Annotated in this window: 8 protein-coding genes; 3 read left to right on the top strand and 5 right to left on the bottom strand. The window is 62.0% G+C overall.

Going from position 1 to position 18971, the window contains the following annotated elements:
- Positions 1-8177, top strand: an 8177-nt coding sequence (locus JBO08_RS22205; protein ID WP_220074950.1) for a non-ribosomal peptide synthetase, incomplete at its 5' end; no start/stop codon positions are given.
- A gap of 111 nt (positions 8178-8288) precedes the next feature.
- On the opposite strand, the gene JBO08_RS22200 is transcribed toward JBO08_RS22205, so the two are convergent.
- Together JBO08_RS22200 and JBO08_RS22195 are read right to left on the bottom strand one after the other, a co-directional pair.
- Positions 8289-10712, bottom strand: coding sequence for a TonB-dependent siderophore receptor (locus tag JBO08_RS22200; protein WP_065876021.1), 2424 nt, complete (start codon positions 10710-10712; stop codon positions 8289-8291).
- Positions 10713-10821: 109 nt separating this feature from the next.
- Positions 10822-12474 (bottom strand): cyclic peptide export ABC transporter, encoded by a 1653-nt coding sequence (locus tag JBO08_RS22195; protein WP_065876022.1) that lies wholly within the window; start codon positions 12472-12474, stop codon positions 10822-10824.
- A 200-nt stretch (positions 12475-12674) separates the two neighbouring features.
- Here JBO08_RS22195 and JBO08_RS22190 point away from each other — a divergent pair, with 200 nt between their 5' ends.
- Positions 12675-13502, top strand: a complete 828-nt coding sequence (locus JBO08_RS22190; RefSeq protein WP_065876023.1) for a N(5)-hydroxyornithine transformylase PvdF — start codon at positions 12675-12677, stop codon at positions 13500-13502.
- Between the two features lie 135 nt (positions 13503-13637).
- Here the strand turns inward: JBO08_RS22190 and JBO08_RS22185 are convergent, their stop codons facing one another.
- From JBO08_RS22185 to pvdM, 3 genes are read right to left on the bottom strand one after another with little or no spacing between them, the layout of a single operon-like run.
- Positions 13638-14510, bottom strand: a complete 873-nt coding sequence (locus JBO08_RS22185) for a formylglycine-generating enzyme family protein (RefSeq protein WP_065876024.1) — start codon at positions 14508-14510, stop codon at positions 13638-13640.
- 34 nt (positions 14511-14544) lie between these two features.
- Positions 14545-15816, bottom strand: a complete 1272-nt coding sequence (locus JBO08_RS22180) for an aminotransferase class V-fold PLP-dependent enzyme (RefSeq protein WP_220074949.1) — start codon at positions 15814-15816, stop codon at positions 14545-14547.
- 18 nt (positions 15817-15834) lie between these two features.
- Positions 15835-17184 (bottom strand): pyoverdine-tailoring dipeptidase-like protein PvdM, encoded by a 1350-nt coding sequence (gene pvdM / locus JBO08_RS22175; protein WP_065876026.1) that lies wholly within the window; start codon positions 17182-17184, stop codon positions 15835-15837.
- 142 nt (positions 17185-17326) lie between these two features.
- Here pvdM and JBO08_RS22170 point away from each other — a divergent pair, with 142 nt between their 5' ends.
- Entirely contained in the window at positions 17327-18955 is a 1629-nt protein-coding gene (locus JBO08_RS22170; RefSeq protein ID WP_065891208.1) for a PvdJ/PvdD/PvdP-like protein, read from the top strand.
- Positions 18956-18971: the final 16 nt, after the last annotated feature.

Genomic DNA, 18971 nt, shown 5'->3' with positions numbered 1-18971 from the left:
AACACGCTGAACGCGACGGCAACCCACCGGCTGTTCGTGTGTACTGCTTCGGCGGTGACGCGGTCGCCCAGGCAAGCTATGACCTGGCCTGGCGCGCACTCAAGCCAACCTACCTGTTCAATGGCTATGGCCCCACCGAAACCGTGGTCACGCCGTTGCTGTGGAAAGCACGAAAAGGTAACCCATGCGGCGCCGTCTACGCGCCAATCGGCACGCTGTTGGGCAACCGCAGTGGCTACGTATTGGACTCGCAACTCAACCTGCAACCTATCGGTGTGGCCGGTGAGTTGTACCTGGGCGGCGAGGGCGTGGCCCGGGGTTACTTGGAACGTCCGGCACTCACCGCCGAACGTTTTGTGCCGGATCCATTCGGCAAACCTGGCAGTCGCGTGTATCGCAGCGGCGACTTGACCCGTGGCCGTCCGGATGGCGTGGTGGATTACCTTGGTCGCGTCGACCATCAGGTGAAAATTCGCGGTTTCCGTATCGAGCTGGGTGAAATCGAAGCGTGCCTGCGTGAACAGGACAGCGTCGGTGAAACCGTCGTAGTCGCTCAGGAAAGCCCAACGGGCAAGCAACTGGTCGCCTATGTGGTTCCGGCAGACCCGCTGCTGGCCGAGAACTCCCCGGCCCAGGTCGAATTCCGCGAAGCGCTGCGTCGCGCCCTGAAAACCCGCCTGCCGGACTACATGGTGCCAGCGCACTTCATGTTCCTGGCGCAGATGCCACTGACCCCCAATGGCAAGCTGGACCGCAAGGGCCTGCCGCAGCCGGAGGCGGCTCAATCCCAAGGGGTGTGGGTTGAACCGGTGACCGCGTTGCAGCAGCAAGTCGCCGCGATCTGGGCCGATGTGCTGGGGGTTGAACGTGTTGGCCTGGCGGATCACTTCTTCGAGCTGGGCGGGCATTCATTGCTGGCCATGCAGGTGATTTCGCGCCTGCGCCAGTTGCTGGAGCGGGAAGTCGCGCTGCGCACCCTGTTTGAACAGCCGCAACTGGAAGGTTTTGTGCTGGCTTTACAGGCCCTGGACGCAACGCCGCTGGCGCCGCCGATGCGCGCGCTGGCACGTGACCGCGCGTTACCGCTGTCGTATGCCCAGGAGCGCCAGTGGTTCCTCTGGCAATTGGAGCCCGACAGCGCGGCCTATCATGTGCCCACTGCATTGCGCCTGAGCGGGCAGTTGGATCGCCCCGCGTTGCAACGCAGTTTCGACGCCTTGCTGGCGCGTCATGAAACCTTGCGCACGGTGTTTGTCAGCGAGGGCGAGCGCACCGTACAGCGTGTCCTGCCGGAGTCTGCGCTGTTGCTGGATTACGCCCGGCTTGAGGACACCTCACCCGAGCAGTTGCAGGCGCGGGTGGAAGCCGAGATCGCCAAACCCTTCGACCTGCGTCAAGGCCCGCTGCTGCGGGTCACGCTGTTGCAGCTGAGCGAGCTGGAGCATGTACTGGTAGTGGTCCAGCACCATATTGTGTCCGATGGTTGGTCGATGCAGGTGATGGTCGATGAGCTGGTGCAGCTGTATGCCGCGTTCAGCCAGGGCCAGTCGGCGTCACTGCCGCTGATGACGCTGCAATACGCCGATTACGCCGTGTGGCAGCGCGACTGGATGGAGGCCGGCGAGAAGCAGCGTCAGATGACGTACTGGCGCGACCTGCTCGGCGGCGAGCAACCAGTACTTGAGCTGCCGCTGGATCATCCACGCCCGGTTGTTCAGAGTTACCGTGGCGCGCGGCTGGATATCGGTCTTGAGGCCGACGTCGTCGCAGCCCTCAAAGACCTGGCGCAGCGCGAAGGCGTGACCTTGTTCATGCTGTTGCTGGCCTCGTTCCAGACCTTGCTGCATCGCTACAGCGGCCAGTCGGATATCCGCGTGGGTGTGCCGATCGCCAACCGCAATCGTGTAGAAACCGAGCGTCTGATAGGCTTCTTCGTCAACACCCAGGTACTCAAGGCCGACATCGACGGGCAAATGACCTTTGCCCAACTGTTGCAGCAGGCCAAGCGACGGGCCCTGGATGCCCAGGCCCATCAGGACTTGCCTTTCGAGCAGCTGGTGGAAGCGCTGCAACCTGAACGCAGCTTGAGCCTCAACCCACTGTTCCAAGTGATGTTCAACCATCAATCCGAGGCCCGCGTGCCGCGTGGCGAGCAGTTGCCCGGCTTGCGCGTGGAAGGGTTGGAATGGGACAGCCACACGGCGCATTTCGATCTGAGCCTGGACACCCAGGAGTCCGCTGAAGGCCTGTGGGCCTCGTTGAGCTATGCCACTGACCTGTTCGAAGCCGCGACAGTAGCGCGCTTGGCGCAGCATTGGCAGAACCTGTTGGCCGCCGTGGCCAGCGATGCGCAACAGCCGATTGCGGCACTCGCGTTGCTTGACAGCGCTGAGCAGCAGCGCCTGTTGCACCAATGGAATGCTGGCGGCGCAGCGGCACCTGTTCAACAGGGCGTACATCGTTTGTTTGAAGCCCAGGTGCGGCAGCGCCCAGACGCGATTGCCCTGTGTCTGGGGGACCAGTCCATCAGCTACGCCGAACTGAACCGTCAGGCCAACCGCCTCGCGCATCACCTGATCGGCCAGGGCATCGGCCCGGAAGTGCTGGTGGGCGTGGCGGTCGAGCGTTCGTTCGACATGGTGGTCAGCCTGCTGGCGGTGCTCAAGGCCGGTGGCGCCTATGTGCCGCTGGACCCGCAATACCCGCGTGAACGCCTGTTGCATATGCTTGAAGACAGCGGCGTGCGCCTGGTGCTGACCCAGTCTCATGTGGCGATGCCATTGCCCGAAGGCATGGCGACGGTCGATCTGGCTGATGCGCACCTGGCGTTGTGCCCTGAAAGCGATCCGCAGATAACGGTTTTTTCGCAGAACCTGGCCTATGTGATCTACACCTCCGGCTCCACCGGCAAACCCAAGGGCGTGGCGATCAACCATGCGGCGCTGACTGAGTTTTCCAGCATTGCAGCTGGCTATTCACGGTTGACCTCGGAAGACCGCGTTCTTCAATTCGCCACCCTGAACTTTGACGGTTTTGTTGAACAGCTGTACCCGGCGTTGACCCATGGCGCCACGGTTGTGCTGCGCGGTCCCGAGCTATGGGACAGTGCGCGGCTGTACGAGGAAATCATCGCCCAGGGCATTACCCTGGCCGACTTGCCGACCGCCTACTGGAACCTGTTCCTGCTCGACTGCCTGGCCGCTGGCCCGCGTGCTTACGGTTCGCTTCGCCAGATCCACATCGGTGGCGAAGCCATGCCGCTGGACGGCCCGGCGCAGTGGCTCAAGGCCGGGCTCGGCCATGTGCGTTTGCTCAATACCTACGGCCCGACGGAGGCCACTGTGGTATCGAGCGTGCTGGACTGCACATCAGGCACCGAACTGATCGGCGCCACCGCCAGCCCGATTGGCCGTTCACTGCCAGGGCGGGCGTTGTATGTGCTGGATCGTGACTTGAACCTGGCGCCGCTGGGCGCCGTGGGCGAGTTGTACATCGGCAGCAGCTGCGGCTTGGCGCGTGCCTATCTGAACCGGGCGCTGCTGACGGCCGAGCGCTTTGTACCGGACCCGTTCGGCGAAACCGGCGAGCGCCTGTACCGCACGGGTGACTTGGCGCGCTACCGCGCTGACGGTGTGATCGAGTACGTCGGCCGGGTCGACCATCAGGTGAAGATCCGTGGTTTCCGTATCGAACTGGGGGAAATCGAAGCGCTGTTGCTGGCCCAGGACGGCGTACGTGAAACCCTGGTGTTGGCTGCCGACAACCAGTTGGTGGCCTATCTGGTCAGCGAGCAAACCGACGCCGAAGCACTGAAGTCGACTCTGCGTGAACAACTGCCGGACTACATGGTGCCGGCGCACCTGGTCTTCCTTGAACGCATGCCGCTGAACCCGAACGGCAAACTGGATCGCCAGGCGCTGCCAAAGCCCGATGCCAGCCAATCGCAGCAGCTGTGGGTCGAGCCCGTCACCGAACTGGAGCAACAGGTCGCCGCTGTCTGGGCCGATATCCTGGGCGCCGAGCGAGTAGGGCTGACGGACCACTTTTTTGAAATGGGCGGCCACTCGTTATTGGCCATGCAGGTCGTCTCGCGCCTGCGCAACCTGCTGGGCAGGGAAATCGCCCTGCGAAGCCTGTTCGAACAACCGCGCTTGCAGGGGTTTGTTGCTGCCTTGTCGACCGACAGCGGCACACCGCTGGCGCCGCCGCTGTTGGCCGTGGGGCGAGATCAACCCTTGCCCTTGTCCTACGCCCAGGAGCGCCAATGGTTCCTCTGGCAACTGGACCCGGACAGCGCGGCGTATCACGTGCCGGGTGTCTTGCGTTTGAAGGGCCAACTGGACCAAGCCGCATTGCAGCGCAGTTTCGACACACTGGTCGCGCGTCATGAAAGCCTGCGTACCCACCTGCAACAAGACGGTGAGCGTGCGGTGCAGGTTATTGCGGCGAACACATCGGTAGCGATCACCCGTAGCGACGTAGAAGAGGCTGCACTGCGTACTCATGTGGAGGCGTTCATTGCACAACCGTTCGACCTGACCCAGGGGCCGCTCATGCGTGTGGGCCTGCTGCGCGTCGCCGACGATGACCATGTATTGGCGCTGGTGCAGCACCACATCATTTCCGATGGTGGGTCGATGCAGGTGCTGGTTGATGAACTGGTGCACTTGTATGTTGCGTACAGCCAGGGCCAAACGCCGCAGTTGCCGGACCTGCCGGTGCAATACGCTGACTACGCGGTGTGGCAGCGCAATTGGATGGATGCCGGCGAAAAAACACGTCAGCTCGATTACTGGCGCGGCCTGCTTGGCGGTGAGCAACCGGTCCTGGAGCTGCCACTGGATCACCCGCGTCCGACCCAGCAAAGCCATCGCGGTGCGAGCCTGGAGATCAACGTTCCCTCGGCGCTGGTCAGCGCATTGCGCACGCAGGCCCAGCGTCAAGGGGTGACGCTGTTCATGCTGTTGCTGGCGTCGTTCCAGACCTTGTTGCACCGCTACAGTGGCCAGCGAGATATCCGCGTCGGCGTCCCCGTCGCTAACCGCAACCGCGTGGAAACCGAGCGCCTGATCGGTTTCTTCGTCAACACCCAGGTGCTCAAGGCCGACATCGATGGGCAGCTGACGGTTGCCCAGTTACTGGCGCAGGTCAAGCAACGTGCGCTGGATGCCCAGGCGCATCAGGACTTGCCTTTCGAGCAACTGGTAGAAGCCTTGCAGCCTGAGCGCAACCTGAGTTTCAACCCGTTGTTCCAGGTGCTCTTCAATCATCAGACGCAGGCCTCTGCCCGCGATGAGCGCCAGCCACTACCTGGCCTGAGTGTCAGTGGGCTGGCGTGGGACAGCCAGACCGCCCAGTTCGATCTGAGCCTCAATACCCACGAATCCACCGAAGGGCTTGCCGCCTCGCTCACCTATGCCACTGACCTGTTCGAACCCGCTACGCTGGCGCGCATGGCGCGTCATTGGCTGAACCTGCTGCAGGGCATGGTGGGTGATGTGCAGCAGCGTATCGGCCAGTTGCCGTTACTTGACCACCGTGAGCAGCAAACGGCGGTGCACGGCTGGAACGCCACGACCCGCGACTACCCACTGCAACGCTGTGTGCACCAATGGATCGAAGATCAGGCTGCGTTTACACCCGATGCGCCGGCGTTGGCGTTTGCCGGGCAACAGCTGAGCTACACCGAGTTGAATCGCCGCGCCAACCGCTTGGCCCATCGTTTGATCAGCGCCGGTGTAGGCCCGGACGTCCTTGTGGGGCTGGCGCTAGAGCGTTCCATCGAAATGGTGGTGGGGCTGCTGGCGGTGCTCAAGGCCGGTGGCGCTTATGTGCCGCTGGACCCGGAATACCCGCGCGAACGCCTGGCCTACATGCTGCAGGACAGCGGCGTGAAGCTGCTGCTGACCCAGGCGCATTTGTTGGAACAGTTGCCGATCCCGCAAGGCTTGGACAGCCTGGTGCTCGGCGAGTCCTGGTTTGAAGGGTATGCCGAACACAACCCGGACATCGCCCTGGACGGCGAAAACCTCGCCTATGTGATCTACACCTCCGGTTCCACCGGGCAACCCAAAGGGGCGGGCAACCGACATTCGGCGCTGACCAACCGGTTGTGCTGGATGCAGGAAGCCTATGGCCTGACAGCCCGCGACAGCGTGCTGCAAAAGACCCCGTTCAGTTTTGATGTCTCGGTGTGGGAGTTCTTCTGGCCCTTGATGACCGGTGCGCGCCTGGTGGTTGCAGCGCCTGGGGATCATCGTGATCCGGCCAAGTTGGTCAGCCTGATCAACCACGAGCACATCACCACGCTGCACTTTGTGCCCTCGATGCTCCAGGCGTTCCTGCAGGATCCACAGGTCACCACCTGCCAAAGCCTGCAACGTATCGTGTGCAGCGGCGAAGCACTGCCGGTGGATGCCCAGCAACAGGTATTCGCCAAGCTGCCCCAGGCCGGGCTCTACAACCTTTACGGCCCAACGGAGGCTGCCATCGACGTGACCCACTGGACGTGCGTCGACGAAGGCCAGGCCAGCGTGCCCATCGGAGAGCCGATCGCCAACTTGCGCACCCATGTGCTGGACGCCGGTTTATCGCCGGTACCTGTCGGCGTGGCGGGCGAGTTGTACCTGGGCGGCGAAGGCCTGGCGCGCAGTTACCATCGCCGCCCCGGCCTTACCGCTGAACGTTTTGTGCCTTGCCCCTTCCATGCCGGTGCTCGCCTGTATCGCACCGGCGACCGCGTACGCCAGCGTGCTGACGGTGTGATTGAGTACCTCGGGCGCCTGGATCATCAGGTCAAGCTGCGCGGCCTGCGGATTGAGCTGGGTGAAATCGAAGCGCGTCTGCTCGAACACCCGGATGTGCGCGAAGCCACCGTGCTGGTGGTGGACGGTCAGCACTTGGTGGGTTACGTGGTGCTGCAACAGGCTGGCGACGACTGGCGTGACCGCCTGGGCGCCTATTTGGGGAATCACCTGCCGGACTATATGGTGCCTGCACAATGGGTGGTGCTGGAACAGATGCCGTTGAGCCCCAATGGCAAGCTGGACCGCAAGGCGTTGCCCAAGCCCGACGCAACGGGCCGCGAATACGTTGCGCCGCACACTCGGTTGCAACAGCAGATTGCCGACATCTGGGCACAGGTGCTGGGCGTCGAGCGCGTGGGCTTGCACGACAACTTCTTCGAACTGGGCGGCCACTCGCTGTTGGTGCTGATGCTCAAGGACCGACTCAAAAAGGCGTGCGGTGTGTCGCTGGCGGTCAATCAATTGATGCTTCATCCCACCGTGGCCGGGCAGGCGCGCTGCATGGAGGGTAACGGCCCGACGTCGCTGATCGTGCCGCTCAACGGCCAGACTGAAGGCACGCCACTGTATTTATTCCACCCAAGTTTTGGCTCGGTGCATTGCTACAAAGCCATTGCCCTGGCGTTGCGTGAGCAGCGCCCGGTGATGGGCGTGATGTGCCGCGCCTTGGTGGAAGAGGGCGGCGAAGTGCCGAGCTGGGCGCAAATGGTCGAGGATTACGCCCAGCAGTTGCTGCGTGCCCAGCCGCAGGGAGCCTTTTGCCTGGCGGGCTGGTCACTGGGCGGCAACCTGGCCATGGAAGTGGCCTATCACCTGGAACAGGCCGGTCGTCAGGTCGAATCGGTCGGCTGGATCGACGCGCCGCCACCGGCTCGCTTCACTGCGTTCTGGAATCAGGGCGCGCTGGTGGACGACCGCGTGATATCTGCTGCTGAGCGGCGTGCCGAGCTGCTGGCGGTGATGTTCCCTCAGTATGCCGAACAGATCCAACGTGTCTGGCAAGCGGCTCCCGGCAACGAGGATGAACAATGGCAGTGCCTGTCCGACTGGGCGGAATCGACCCTGGGCGACAGCTTCCGTGCACTCAAGGAAGAGTTGCAGGAGGGCGGCGAAACCGAGCGCTCCTGGGCGATCAAGCAACTGCTGGATGAGCGCCTGCAAGACACCGACTACCGTGCGATCAAGGCACCGGTCAACTGCTGGTGGGCGGCGCTGAGTGAGGGTGGCATTCACCAGGCGCTGATCGAAAGCGGCATGCGCGAGGTGATCGGCCAGGCGGGTATCCAGCGCTCGGTGGTGATCGAGACGACTCATCATCGGATCGTGGATAACGCTGAGTTCATCCGCAGCTTTGTGGCCGCCATGCAGTAAGCGGTTGAGGTAAGAAACGCCCCTGATCATCAAGCATGATCAGGGGCGTTTTGTTATGGCCATGAAAAAGCCCCTGGTCACGTGGTGAGCAGGGGCTTTGGGGGTTGCGGGTCAGAAGTCGTAGCGGGTGGTCACCATGAAGTTGCGTGGGTCGCCAGGGTAGGCGGAGTCATAGAAACCGATATTGGTGTAGTAGTGCTTGTCGAACAGGTTGTTGACGTTGAGGGTGGCCGACAGGTTCTCGGTCACTTGGTAACGGGTCATCAGGTCAACCAGCCAGTAGGGTTCCTGGGTGAATTTTTCAGAGCGTCCGCCGCCGGGGTAGCCCCAGTTCCGGACAGTCTGCCAGCCTGCGCTCTGCCAGCGTGCGCCGCCGCCGACGGTGAGCTTGTCGAGGCTGCCTTGCAGTTTGTAGGTGGTGTAGAAGCTGACTTGGTCTTCTGGTTCCCAGGTTGAGACCTTCTTGCCGTCATCATCTCGCGCGATCTTGTGGGTGTAGCCTGCCTGAAGCTGCCAGCCAGGGGTAAGTTCGCCCGAGATTTCCGCTTCGTAGCCCTTGGTCTTGGACTTGGTTCCTACGTAGGACGTATCCACGTTTGGTTGGGAGTTCCAGGCAGTATCGAGGACCGGACGGTTAGTCTCATGCACTTCGAAATAGGCAAGGCTAGAATTCAAGCGTCCGTTGAAGAACTCACCCTTGAGGCCGAACTCGTAGTTCTTACCCTCATCAGGGTCAAGCATCGTGCGCGTACGATCGCGATATTCGGTTTGCGGTTTAAATATCTCGGAGTAGCTGGCATAGGCGGTGAAGTTATCATTGAGGTCGTACGTCACACCCGCGTAGGGCACAACCTTGCCGCTTTCCTGGCTGTCGCTGGTTCCGGTGACCTGGTAATTGGCAATCCGAGTGCCCAGCAACAGGTGCATCTCATCCGTCAGGCTGAAGCGTCCGGTGATATAGGTGCCGGTCTGGCGAGTGGTCTCATCACTGATCCTGGAGGGCGCGCCCCACAGCGGTTCGATGGCCTGGCCGTGCCAGTTATAGAAATCATAGGAGTTGTCGAAGTAGGTGACGTTGCTTCGGTAATCCTTGCCTTTCCATCGGGAGGTCGAAAGCGACTGGCCAATCACCAGCTCGTGTTCGCGACCAAACAGGTCGAACGGCCCTGAAGCGTAGACATCCAGGCTGTCGCTGGTGGTTTCACCGGTGTATTTGCTGGCAAAGATCGAACTGGCGGTGGCGGAGTCCTGGGATATGTAGCCCAGGGGGGCGTTGTAGCCGTTGATCTGGTGGTTGTATTGGCCCTTGGTGACCCAGCCGTTGTCGAAATTATGCTCCAGCGTGGCAAATACAGTCCTGCTGTATTGTTCCCATGAACCCCATTTAGGACCATTGTTGAAAGAGCGCGGCACGTCGAGTTTATTGCCGACGGCATCAAAAATCGTATGGGTGCCGGTCCAGCTCGAGCCTTTGGGGTTGCTGTCCTGATAGTCGGCGCCCAGGGTCAACAGGGTGTCCGGGGTCAAGTCGACTTCAAGGATGCCGTAGTAAACGCCGGTCTTGCGGGAGTAGTGGTCGAGGAACGACTTTTTGTCTTGATACGCCGCCACCGCGCGTCCACGTACGTTGCCGCTCTCGGTCAGCGGGCCGCTGACATCGACCTGTGTACGGTAGTTGTCCCAGGAGCCAGCACCCAGTTCAATGCTGCTCTTGAACTCGGAAGTCGGCTTTTTACGGATCAGGTTGATGGTGCCACCAGGCGCGCCGGCTCCGGTGAGCAAACCGGTGGCGCCCTTGAGGACTTCAACCCGGTCATAGATCGCCATGTCAGTCATGGTCTGGCCTGCCGAGTACTGGGCATTGCGCAGGGTCGGAATGCCGTCGTACTGGAAGTTCTCGATGGAGAATCCACGGGAGTAGTAGTTGGTACGCTCGGTGTCGAAGGTCGACACCGTGATACCCGGTGTATGGCGCATCACATCGTCAATGGATTTGAGCCCAAAATCATCCATCACCTGACGCGTCACCACCGAAATCGATTGCGGCGTTTCCCGTGGCGTCAGCACCAGGCGCGTCGCCGTGGCGATGGTGCCTGGGGTGTACGAACCGGTGCCTTCGGTCACGGTGCCCAATTGGTTGGCCGTCACTTGGGTGGCACCCAGTTCCAGCCCTGAGGTCGCGACCGCACTGATGGTCACAGCGTTGCCTTGCAGCGTGTAATTGATGCCGGTGCCTTTGAGCAGGGTGGCGAGGGCTTGCTTGGGCTCCTGCGTGCCTTTGACGGCGGTGCTGGTTTTGCCCTGCACGTCGGTAGGGCTGTAGAGCACTTGCAGGTTGCTCTGATGGCCAAACGCTTGCAGTGCCGTCCCCAACGGCTGTGCAGGGATGTCGAGCTCGATCTCTTGGGCCTGGACGTACCCGGCAATGGGCATCGATACCGCAAGGGCCAGCGCGCTTGGCAACAGGTTGAAGTTCAGGGCCCGTCGCATCGATAGCGCTTTGCTCAGGGGGCTCAGACCGAGTCGTACTGACATGGATGCTTTCTCTTCTATGTTTTAGTTGGCAGATTCTAAGTGTTTATTGAGTGTGGTTCTCATTCCCACTAGTGAGACGTTCCTACTTGCAGAAACCGGAAAAGAAATTTCACGCAGGCTCCATTTCATGTACCACCTGGCCGGCACGCAGGCGCACGAGCTGGTCGGCGATGTCGAAATAGCGGTCGTCGTGGCTGATCACGATGATGGTCTTGCCCAGTCGCTTGAGGTCCGGCAGCAGTTCGGTATAGAAAATGCGGCGGAAGGCCGGGTCCTGGTCGGCGGCCCATTCATCGAACACCAGCACCGGACGTTCTTCGAGCCAGGCATTGACCAGTGCCAGGCGCTTGCGTTGGCCGGTGGACAGGTCGGTGGTGCTGAACACGCCATCCTTGACGCTGACTTTGTGCGCGATTTCCAGGCGCTCCAGGTAGTTGGCGGCGCTGTCCAGCGACTGTGTGGCACTGCCCTGTACCAAGTCATCGAACAGGTAGTAGTCAGCAAATACCGTGGTGAACAACTGGCGATAGTCGTCGCGGACCGGGTCGGTCACGGTTTCCCCGTTGAGGCGGATTTCACCGGCCTGGGGTTGATACAGGCCCAGCAGCAGCTTGATCAGGGTGGTCTTGCCGCAGCCGTTTTCGCCGACGATAAACACGATATCGCCCTGCTTGATGCTCAGGTTGATCGGGCCCAGGTGGAAGGGCTCGCTGCCTTCCACCGGCGGCGGGCTGTACGTCACGCCGCGCAGTTCCAGGCTGTGCACCAGAGGGTGCGGCGCCTCGGTATCGGCCATCAGCAGGTGCGGTTCCGGTGACGAGAAGCGTTCGGACAGTTCGGTAATGCGCGTAAAGGCAATGCGCGCCTTGCCAATGATCGGCAAGTAACCCACCACATGCTCCAGCGGGCCTTTCATGTACAGCAGCACCAGCACGAAACCGGTGATCACTGCCGGGTCCGGGTTGGGGCTGTAGGCCTGCATCGCCAGGGCGATGCCGATAACCACGAAAAACAGCATCGAACCGAACGTCTTGGCGATGATGTAGATGTTGACCGAGCGCACCTGAATGTCGCTGATCCGGTCGGCGGTTTCCTGGATGCGGTGGGTATTCATCCGATAGCGGCGTGGGCGATGGATGCGCAGCTCCTTGGCGCCCGAGGCAATGGCCGAGTAGTAACGTTGCAGCTCGTCTTCGAGGTCGCGGGCTTCGTCGAAACCGCGAATGCCCTTGGCGCCTGCAATGAACTGCACACTGCTGCCGATGATGATCGCCACGATCATCATCACAAACATCGGCACCGACAGGTACGCCAGGTAGCCCAGGCAACCCAGGGTCACTGTGGCGGCAATGGCCAGCGGGGTGAATGCGAAGGAAAAGTCACTGATGGTGTCGACGTCGTGGGTCAGCACCGGGATCAGGCGGTGGGAGCGGTAGCGCTCGATCTGCTCGATCGGCGCCGACAGCACCTTCTCACCCAGTTCCTTGCGCAACGCCGCGATGATGCGCTGGCCCACGTAATTGGTGCCGATGTCCGACACAATCGAGCTGGTCAGCGCCAGCACGCACAGGGCGGCGAAGGTCAGCACCACGCCTTGAGTCATGCCGGTGGAGGAGTGCAGGGCATTATTGATGGTCGCCAGCAAAAAGGTGATGGCCAGGCCGCCGGCCATGCCCAGGGCGACGGAGACGCTGACGATGGTGCGAAAGGGCCTGAGCAATGCGAGCAAACCGTTGAAGGCGCCGCGCTTGGGGTCGGTCATAAATACTTCCCGGAAAGTGAAAAAGAGGGGGCTGGGCACACAGACCCTTACCCATGACAAACGAAGGATTGGCGCGACTATTTAGCTCGGTGCGCTCGGCGGTGGCGGTGGCGGATAAATTGCGCGGCGGCTGGTTCGTTCTTGTGGTGTAGGCGCACGCGCATTGGCGCGTGCCTGATCTATCCAGCGAGAGCGAAGCAATGACGAAAAAGAATCTGGTGTACGTGTGGTCCCTGCGCAATGCCGCGGCTGACAAGGCCGGGCAGCCAGTGGCCTACAAGGACCACGAGCGCTACATGATGTCGGTGCTGGAATCCCTGGCGGGCGCACTGAACGACACGCCGCTGGGCGAGGCCTACAACCTGGTGGGCGTGGTGTATGACGACGACGAGCAAAACCCACGGGACCAGCAGTTGGTCCGCGATTACGGGTTTGCCTACAAACCGGGTCGCCAATGGCTATACCCGGCCGACCTGCGGGTGCAGGGGCGCCTGGTCAATGATCTGCTGCTGAGCGTGCCGTCCACCTACCGGCGGCTGCCACGCGGTAGCGCGGAACACATCGCCGGCAAGCAGGATTTCGAACGCCGCCTGCACGACACGCTGGTGGAGCTGAAGGCAGATATCGTGGTACTGGACGGTTTGTTGGTGATCCTCGACGAGCTGGTGCGCCCGGGCGCGCCGTTTGCCCGCCGCATCATGAACATCCACCCGGGGATTACCCGCATCGAATCGCCCTACGAGCGCCGTGGCGCCTACGCCACCTGGAACGCGCTGTACGGTGCGCGTGGGCAAACGGTGGTGGATTGGGCGACCAAGGAGACCCGGCCCTCGGAGCCGCTGTACCTCACCGGCGCTTCGTTCCACTACGTGGACAACGGCATTGACTCGGGCGAAGTGTTCCACGACGTGCTCAAGACTGAGATCGCGCCGGATGACACCATCCTTGAATTGCGCTGGAATAACTTCAACAACAGCCTGTTCCCGGCGTTGCACGAAGGGTTGGCGTTGTTGGCGCAGAAGGGCTGACCGCAATCTTCTTGAGCCTTGCGGTCCAAATGTGGGAGCTGGCTTGCCTGCGATAGCGGTGGGTCAGACACATTGATGTTAGCTGACCTGCCGCCATCGCAGGCAAGCCAGCTCCCACACTGGAGGGTGCCCGTGTTACAGGTCGCGCACTACCCGAAACCCGATCCAGTCCCCGCGCGTCTGCGGGTAGATGTTATTGCGGTTGCCCGAGCGCGAAAACACCGGCGCTTCGCCCCAGTCGTTGCCGCGAATCTGATACAGCTCGCAGGTCGGCTCCACCCAGGCACTGCCATCGGTGGGGGCGCCCTTGTAGTCCGCGTGGTAGCAGTCGGCGACCCGCTCATACACGTTGCCATGCATGTCGTACATGCCAAAGGCATTCGGCGGGTAGCTGCCGACGGGTGACGAGTAGCTGTACCCATCCGCAGGGCCGTAGGTGTTGGCATGCTTGGCGATGCTGTAGCCCTTGCCCTCATCGAACGGGAACGGGAACGGCCCGGTCGAGCCTGCGCGTGCAGCATATTCACGCTGCGATTCGCTGACCATGTGGTACGGCTGCCCAGTCTTTTTCGACAGCCAGGCCACATAGCCTTTGATGTCATCCATGTCCATGCACACCGCCGGCTGGCGTGGGCCCTGGGGGTAGCGCGGCCTGCTGGCGATGCATTCGCGGCCGGGGCGGGTGTCGCCATCGGCGATGGTCACGCCGGTCTGGCGGACATAGCTGTCCCATTCGCCAGCGGTAATGTGAAAACGGCTCATGGCAAACGGCTTGGCGAAGGTCACTTCATGCATCGGGCTTTCATCCGGCTCGCGGCCGACTTCATCGTCCGGCGTGCCCATGGTGAAGGTGCCGGCGGGCAGCACCACCATTTCCGGGCAGTCCTTGCAGTCCTTGAACACTTTGCCGGGTTGCGGCGCGGCGGCTTGGGCCAGGTTGGGCAGGAGTGCGCCGCACAGGGCGGTCAGTGCCAATGCCGTGAGGGGTTTGAGTCGGGATGGATTCATGTGGGCATCTCGTTCAAAGGAAAAAGGGTGGGCGTCACACCTGCTGGCGAAGCAAGGTCATGAAACGCTGGATTTCATCGGAGGAATTGAGCAGGCCAGGGGCAGTGCGAATCACCGGGCCGACATCCCGGTTCACCGCGTCGATCACCACACGGCGTTTCATCATGTTGGCCGCGACGGCATCACAGTCCTTTCCTTTGACGCGGAAGAAGGTGAAGCCGGCCGACAGTTCGGGGCTGCGCGGCGTGACCAGTTCGATCTGCCGCTGCGCCAACAGCTGCTCCTTGAGTTCGGTATTCAGCGCACGAATGCGTGCCTGCACCTGCGCCTTGCCCAGTTGCAAGTGCAGCTTGAACGCCTCATCCGCCGCCCAGCGATGCTCGAAGGCGTGGTAGCCGCCCGGCGTCATGCGGGTGGCGAAGTCTTTGTCTTCGGAGAAGGTTGGCACCATCGGTGTCACGTATCGGTTGTCCGCGTCGCGGGCGCAGACAAGCCCGGTGCCGCGTGGGCCGAACATCCACTTGTGGGTGCCGGCGATAAAGAAGTCGCAATGCATGTCCGGGAAGTCGAGGTTTTCCACGCCGAAACCATGCACGCCATCCACCACATAGAGGATGCGGTCCTGGTCGTCGCGGTTGCGATTGTGTTCGTGCACCAGCGTGCCGATTTCGCCAATGGGCAGTTTCACGCCACTGCCGGACTGCACCCAGGTCATGCCAAGCACGCGGGTGTTGGGGCGGATATGGCGCTGGATGTTGCCCAGCACCTCGTCGGCGGACACGCGGTGGGCGCTCTCGAATAACTTGATCCGGCGCACCTGCGTGCCTTCCTTGAGTGCGCGATAGTCCAGCACATTTTGGGTGGCGTAGTGCTCGTGGACGGTCGTAAGGATTTCCTGGCCTGGCCGTACCTTGATCCCGCCGTAGATCATCGCCAACCCTTCCGAAGTGCTGCCGGTGAGGGCGATCTGTGCAGGCGTGGCCTGCAAATAGCGGCCGGCCCACTCACGTACCTGGCCTTCACGCTTCCAGGTTTCCTGCAGGTCCCAGTCCATCGCCAGCCCTGGGTTGCGGTCGATCTGCGCCCGGTAACGCTCGATGGCCTCGCGTACCGGCTTGGGGTGCGAAGCCACCAGGAAGTTGGAGAAGTGCAGGTAATCCGGGTCTTGGTTGAACAGCTGCTTGAGGCCCGTCCATGGGGCATCTGTGGTGTTGGCGGCGATTGCTTGCGGGAGCAGCGCGGCGCCCAGTGGCAGGCTGGCGGCAAATACACCCGCCTGCTTGAGGAACGTACGGCGGTCGGTCATGGACGTGCTTCTAAGTGATTAGCGGTTGGCCAATGGCTTGGCGGCTTTTTGTACTTGGTCCCACACGCGCAGGAAGTTACCGCCCCACAGTTTGGCGATATCGGCTTCGGAATAGCCGCGCTGGATCAGTTCGGCGGTGACGTTGCGTATCTCGCCGACGTTCTCCCAGCCCTGGATGCCGCCGCCGTCGTTGAAGTCCGAGGAGATGCCGACGTGATCAATCCCGATCTTGCGCACCGTGTAGTCGACGGCGTCGCCCCAATCCTTGAGCGTGGCCTTGGGCTCCTCTTCAAGAATGCCGTACAGGCCTTGGGCATATTGGCCGAACTTCTGCTCGGGCCAGGCGGCAATGATCGCGTCGCCCGGCATCAAGGCCATGGCCAGGTTGGGCAGGGGAGGCAGGTCGAAACGTGCGCGCAGGGCATTGAGCTTGTCCTGGGTCGGCTGGCTCAAGGGGCGTAGATACGCCGGGAACCCCACGACCTGAACCACGCCGCCGCTGTTCTTGATCAGTTGCAGTTCCTTGTCACTGAGGTTGCGCGGGATATCCACCGACGCGCGTGGCGCTGAATGGGAGGCCACCATCGGTGTGCGGCTCAGCTGCGCCACTTGCTCGAGGGCCTTGGTCGACATCTGCGACACGTCGATGATCACGCCCAGGTCGTTGAGGCGGTGCACGGCTTGTTGGCCAATCGGCGACAAGCCTTCGAGTGCGTCGGCGGAGTCATTGAAAAACGGCAGTGGGCGCGAAGAATCGGACCAGGCGTTATTGCCGATATAGCTGAACCCGAACATGCGCATGCCGCGTGCGGCCCACAGGTCCAACTGGTTCAAGTCGTTGCCCAGGGGGTAGGCATTGAGCATGCTGATAAAGATCGCGAACTTGCCCTCGCCATGCAGGCGCCGGAAGTCGTCCGGGGTGTAGGCAATGCCCACCTGGTTGGGAAAGTCGCGGACCATGCCGGAGATGATCTTGAAGCGCACCTCTTGCTCATGGCGCGCCTCTTCGACAAAACCGTCGGTGGGCTTGTGCGGGGCGTTGGGGCCGTTCCAGATTTCCGGCCAGCCAAAAATCGTCAGGGCCGCGCCGGACAAGCGGCCACGAGCCGCCTTGGCCAGGTCGAATTGGCCGTTGCCATCCTTGTCGGCCTCGTTGTCGATGCCGCCGAAATCCAGGGGCACGGTGATATGGCTGTCGAATGACAACAGGCGATCCTGCATTTCATTGGCTTGCTTGATCACTTCCAGCGGGTAGCCGGCATTGCCCCTGAACCAGTGATCCCAGGCCAGGAAGCCGGCTCCGGCGCCAATGGCGAGTGCCAGCGGCAGGCCGATATACAACGCCTTTTTCGAACGTGGTTTTGTCATTGCCATCTCAGTCAGTTGAGGCCTTTGCTATCAGGGAAGAACGAGCGTCGGGCACAGAAATTTAGGCGGCGGGCAGGTCGCGGTAAATTTCCCCGGCCTGCAAACGTTCTAGCTCTGATTAAGCCGTTTCCTAAGGTAGACAATGACGATCTCTCGACGTGGGTTCATCGCAGGCCTGGCGCTGACTGGCGCGGCTGTGCCCGCGGCCTTGTATGCCCATCGCGAGTTGACGCGTGAAGAGTTTCCCATCACCCCTGGCGAAGCCACCGTGGACTTGGCGGATACCGACGGCCAGCACCTGGCGAACACCCTGCGAGGGGTGTGGAACCTGCGCCTGGAAGGTCGCGACGCGGGCCTCAAGGGCTTACCGTTGCAAGGCCTGATGTTGCTGCTCGACATTGCCCCCCGTGGGCGCGGCCTGCGCGGCTACCTGGACACTGCCGCCAACCTGCGCGCCGAGGGTGAGCCTCGTTACCGGGTGCTCGGGGACCTGCTGACGGGCGAGGGTGCCGTGCTGTATTGGCGATTGATCGACCGCGACTCGGCCGACGGCATACCCGCCTACGAATTCAAGATGACCCTTGATGAAGTCTGGGCCAACTTCGCCAATGCCGGCAGCGCTACCCTCAGCGGGCAGATTCTTGAGCTGGACCGGCCGCTTGCGCTGGTTGAGCGCGACAATCGTTTTATCGCCCACAAGCAAGCGTTTCCTGAAGCGCGCGAACGCATCGGCCTCAACCCGGCCCTGTTGGCCTGGCTGATTGCTCCCGAGCACCGCTTGTTCCACCAACTGTGGCACGCCACCCGCGACCAATGGCACAAACTCTCCGAAGAAAAACGCGACGCTCTGCGCGGCATCGGCTGGCAACCCGGCCCGCGGGGCCAGGAGCGCGACGCCCGGGGCAAGCGCAAAGACCGCAACGGCTCGGGCATCGACTTCTTCTTCATGCACCGGCACATGCTCGGCACCGCGCGCTCCCTGCAGGATTTGCCCTCGTGGCCGCAATTCCCCGAACCGCAGCCGGCGTTGGAACGTGATCGACTGGGCTTCCTGCGTTACTTCGACAACCACGACGGCTTCGCGCTGCCGCCCACGTGGTCGGCGCCGGATGACAGCGCCTACACCCAGTGGGTCAGCGACATCAAGGCCGCCGAGACCTATCACAGCAACTTTCAGGTGTGGGAATCCCAATACCGCGACCCCCGTTATTTGTCCAAACTGACACTCGGGCAGTTGGGTTCAGAGATGGAGTTGGGCCTGCACGACTGGCTGCACATGCGCTGGGCCTCGGTGCCGCGTGACCCCTCCAACGGTGCGCCGGTGCCGTTCGCCCGTGACCCGTCCGACTTCGCCCCACGCTGGTACACGGCGGAGAACGACTTTCTCGGCGACCCGTTTTCCTCCCATGTGAACCCAGTGTTCTGGCACTTTCACGGCTGGATCGACGACCGTATCGAAGACTGGTTTCGCGCCCATGAGCGCTTCAATCCGGGTGAAGTCCGCCGCATGCAAGTCAACGGCGTGGCCTGGTTCGCGCCGGGCCGCTGGGTCGAGGTGGGAGACCCGTGGCTGGGCCCGGATACGCATGGCTGCAGTACGACGCCGGGGTTGCAGATGGGGCGGTCGATGGAAATGGACCCGGAGACCATGAAACTGGCGCTGCGGATCACCTTTGGCGAAGACGAAGGCATGTTGCAGGGGCTGTTCAAGCGAGTGCCGAAGCGGCCCTGGTATGCGCGGCACCTGAAGCTGAAGCCGCGCGAGGTTTGAGTGCCCGGCTGCGACC

The organism is Pseudomonas sp. LAP_36 (genome assembly GCF_019456785.1).
Classification (GTDB): Bacteria; Pseudomonadota; Gammaproteobacteria; order Pseudomonadales; family Pseudomonadaceae; genus Aquipseudomonas; species Aquipseudomonas tritici.
The sequence above is the reverse complement of the archived record's forward strand: the minus strand, read 5'-3'. Positions and strand labels throughout refer to the sequence as shown.

Bases quoted from the DNA above. Each gene is read 5' to 3' on its own strand.
- JBO08_RS22200 (WP_065876021.1), bottom strand. From the start codon at position 10,712: ATGTCAGTACGACTCGGTCTGAGCCCCCTGAGCAAAGCGCTATCGATG.
- JBO08_RS22195 (WP_065876022.1), bottom strand. From the start codon at position 12,474: ATGACCGACCCCAAGCGCGGCGCCTTCAACGGTTTGCTCGCATTGCTC.
- JBO08_RS22190 (WP_065876023.1), top strand. From the start codon at position 12,675: ATGACGAAAAAGAATCTGGTGTACGTGTGGTCCCTGCGCAATGCCGCG.
- JBO08_RS22185 (WP_065876024.1), bottom strand. From the start codon at position 14,510: ATGAATCCATCCCGACTCAAACCCCTCACGGCATTGGCACTGACCGCC.
- JBO08_RS22180 (WP_220074949.1), bottom strand. From the start codon at position 15,816: ATGACCGACCGCCGTACGTTCCTCAAGCAGGCGGGTGTATTTGCCGCC.
- pvdM (WP_065876026.1), bottom strand. From the start codon at position 17,184: ATGACAAAACCACGTTCGAAAAAGGCGTTGTATATCGGCCTGCCGCTG.
- JBO08_RS22170 (WP_065891208.1), top strand. From the start codon at position 17,327: ATGACGATCTCTCGACGTGGGTTCATCGCAGGCCTGGCGCTGACTGGC.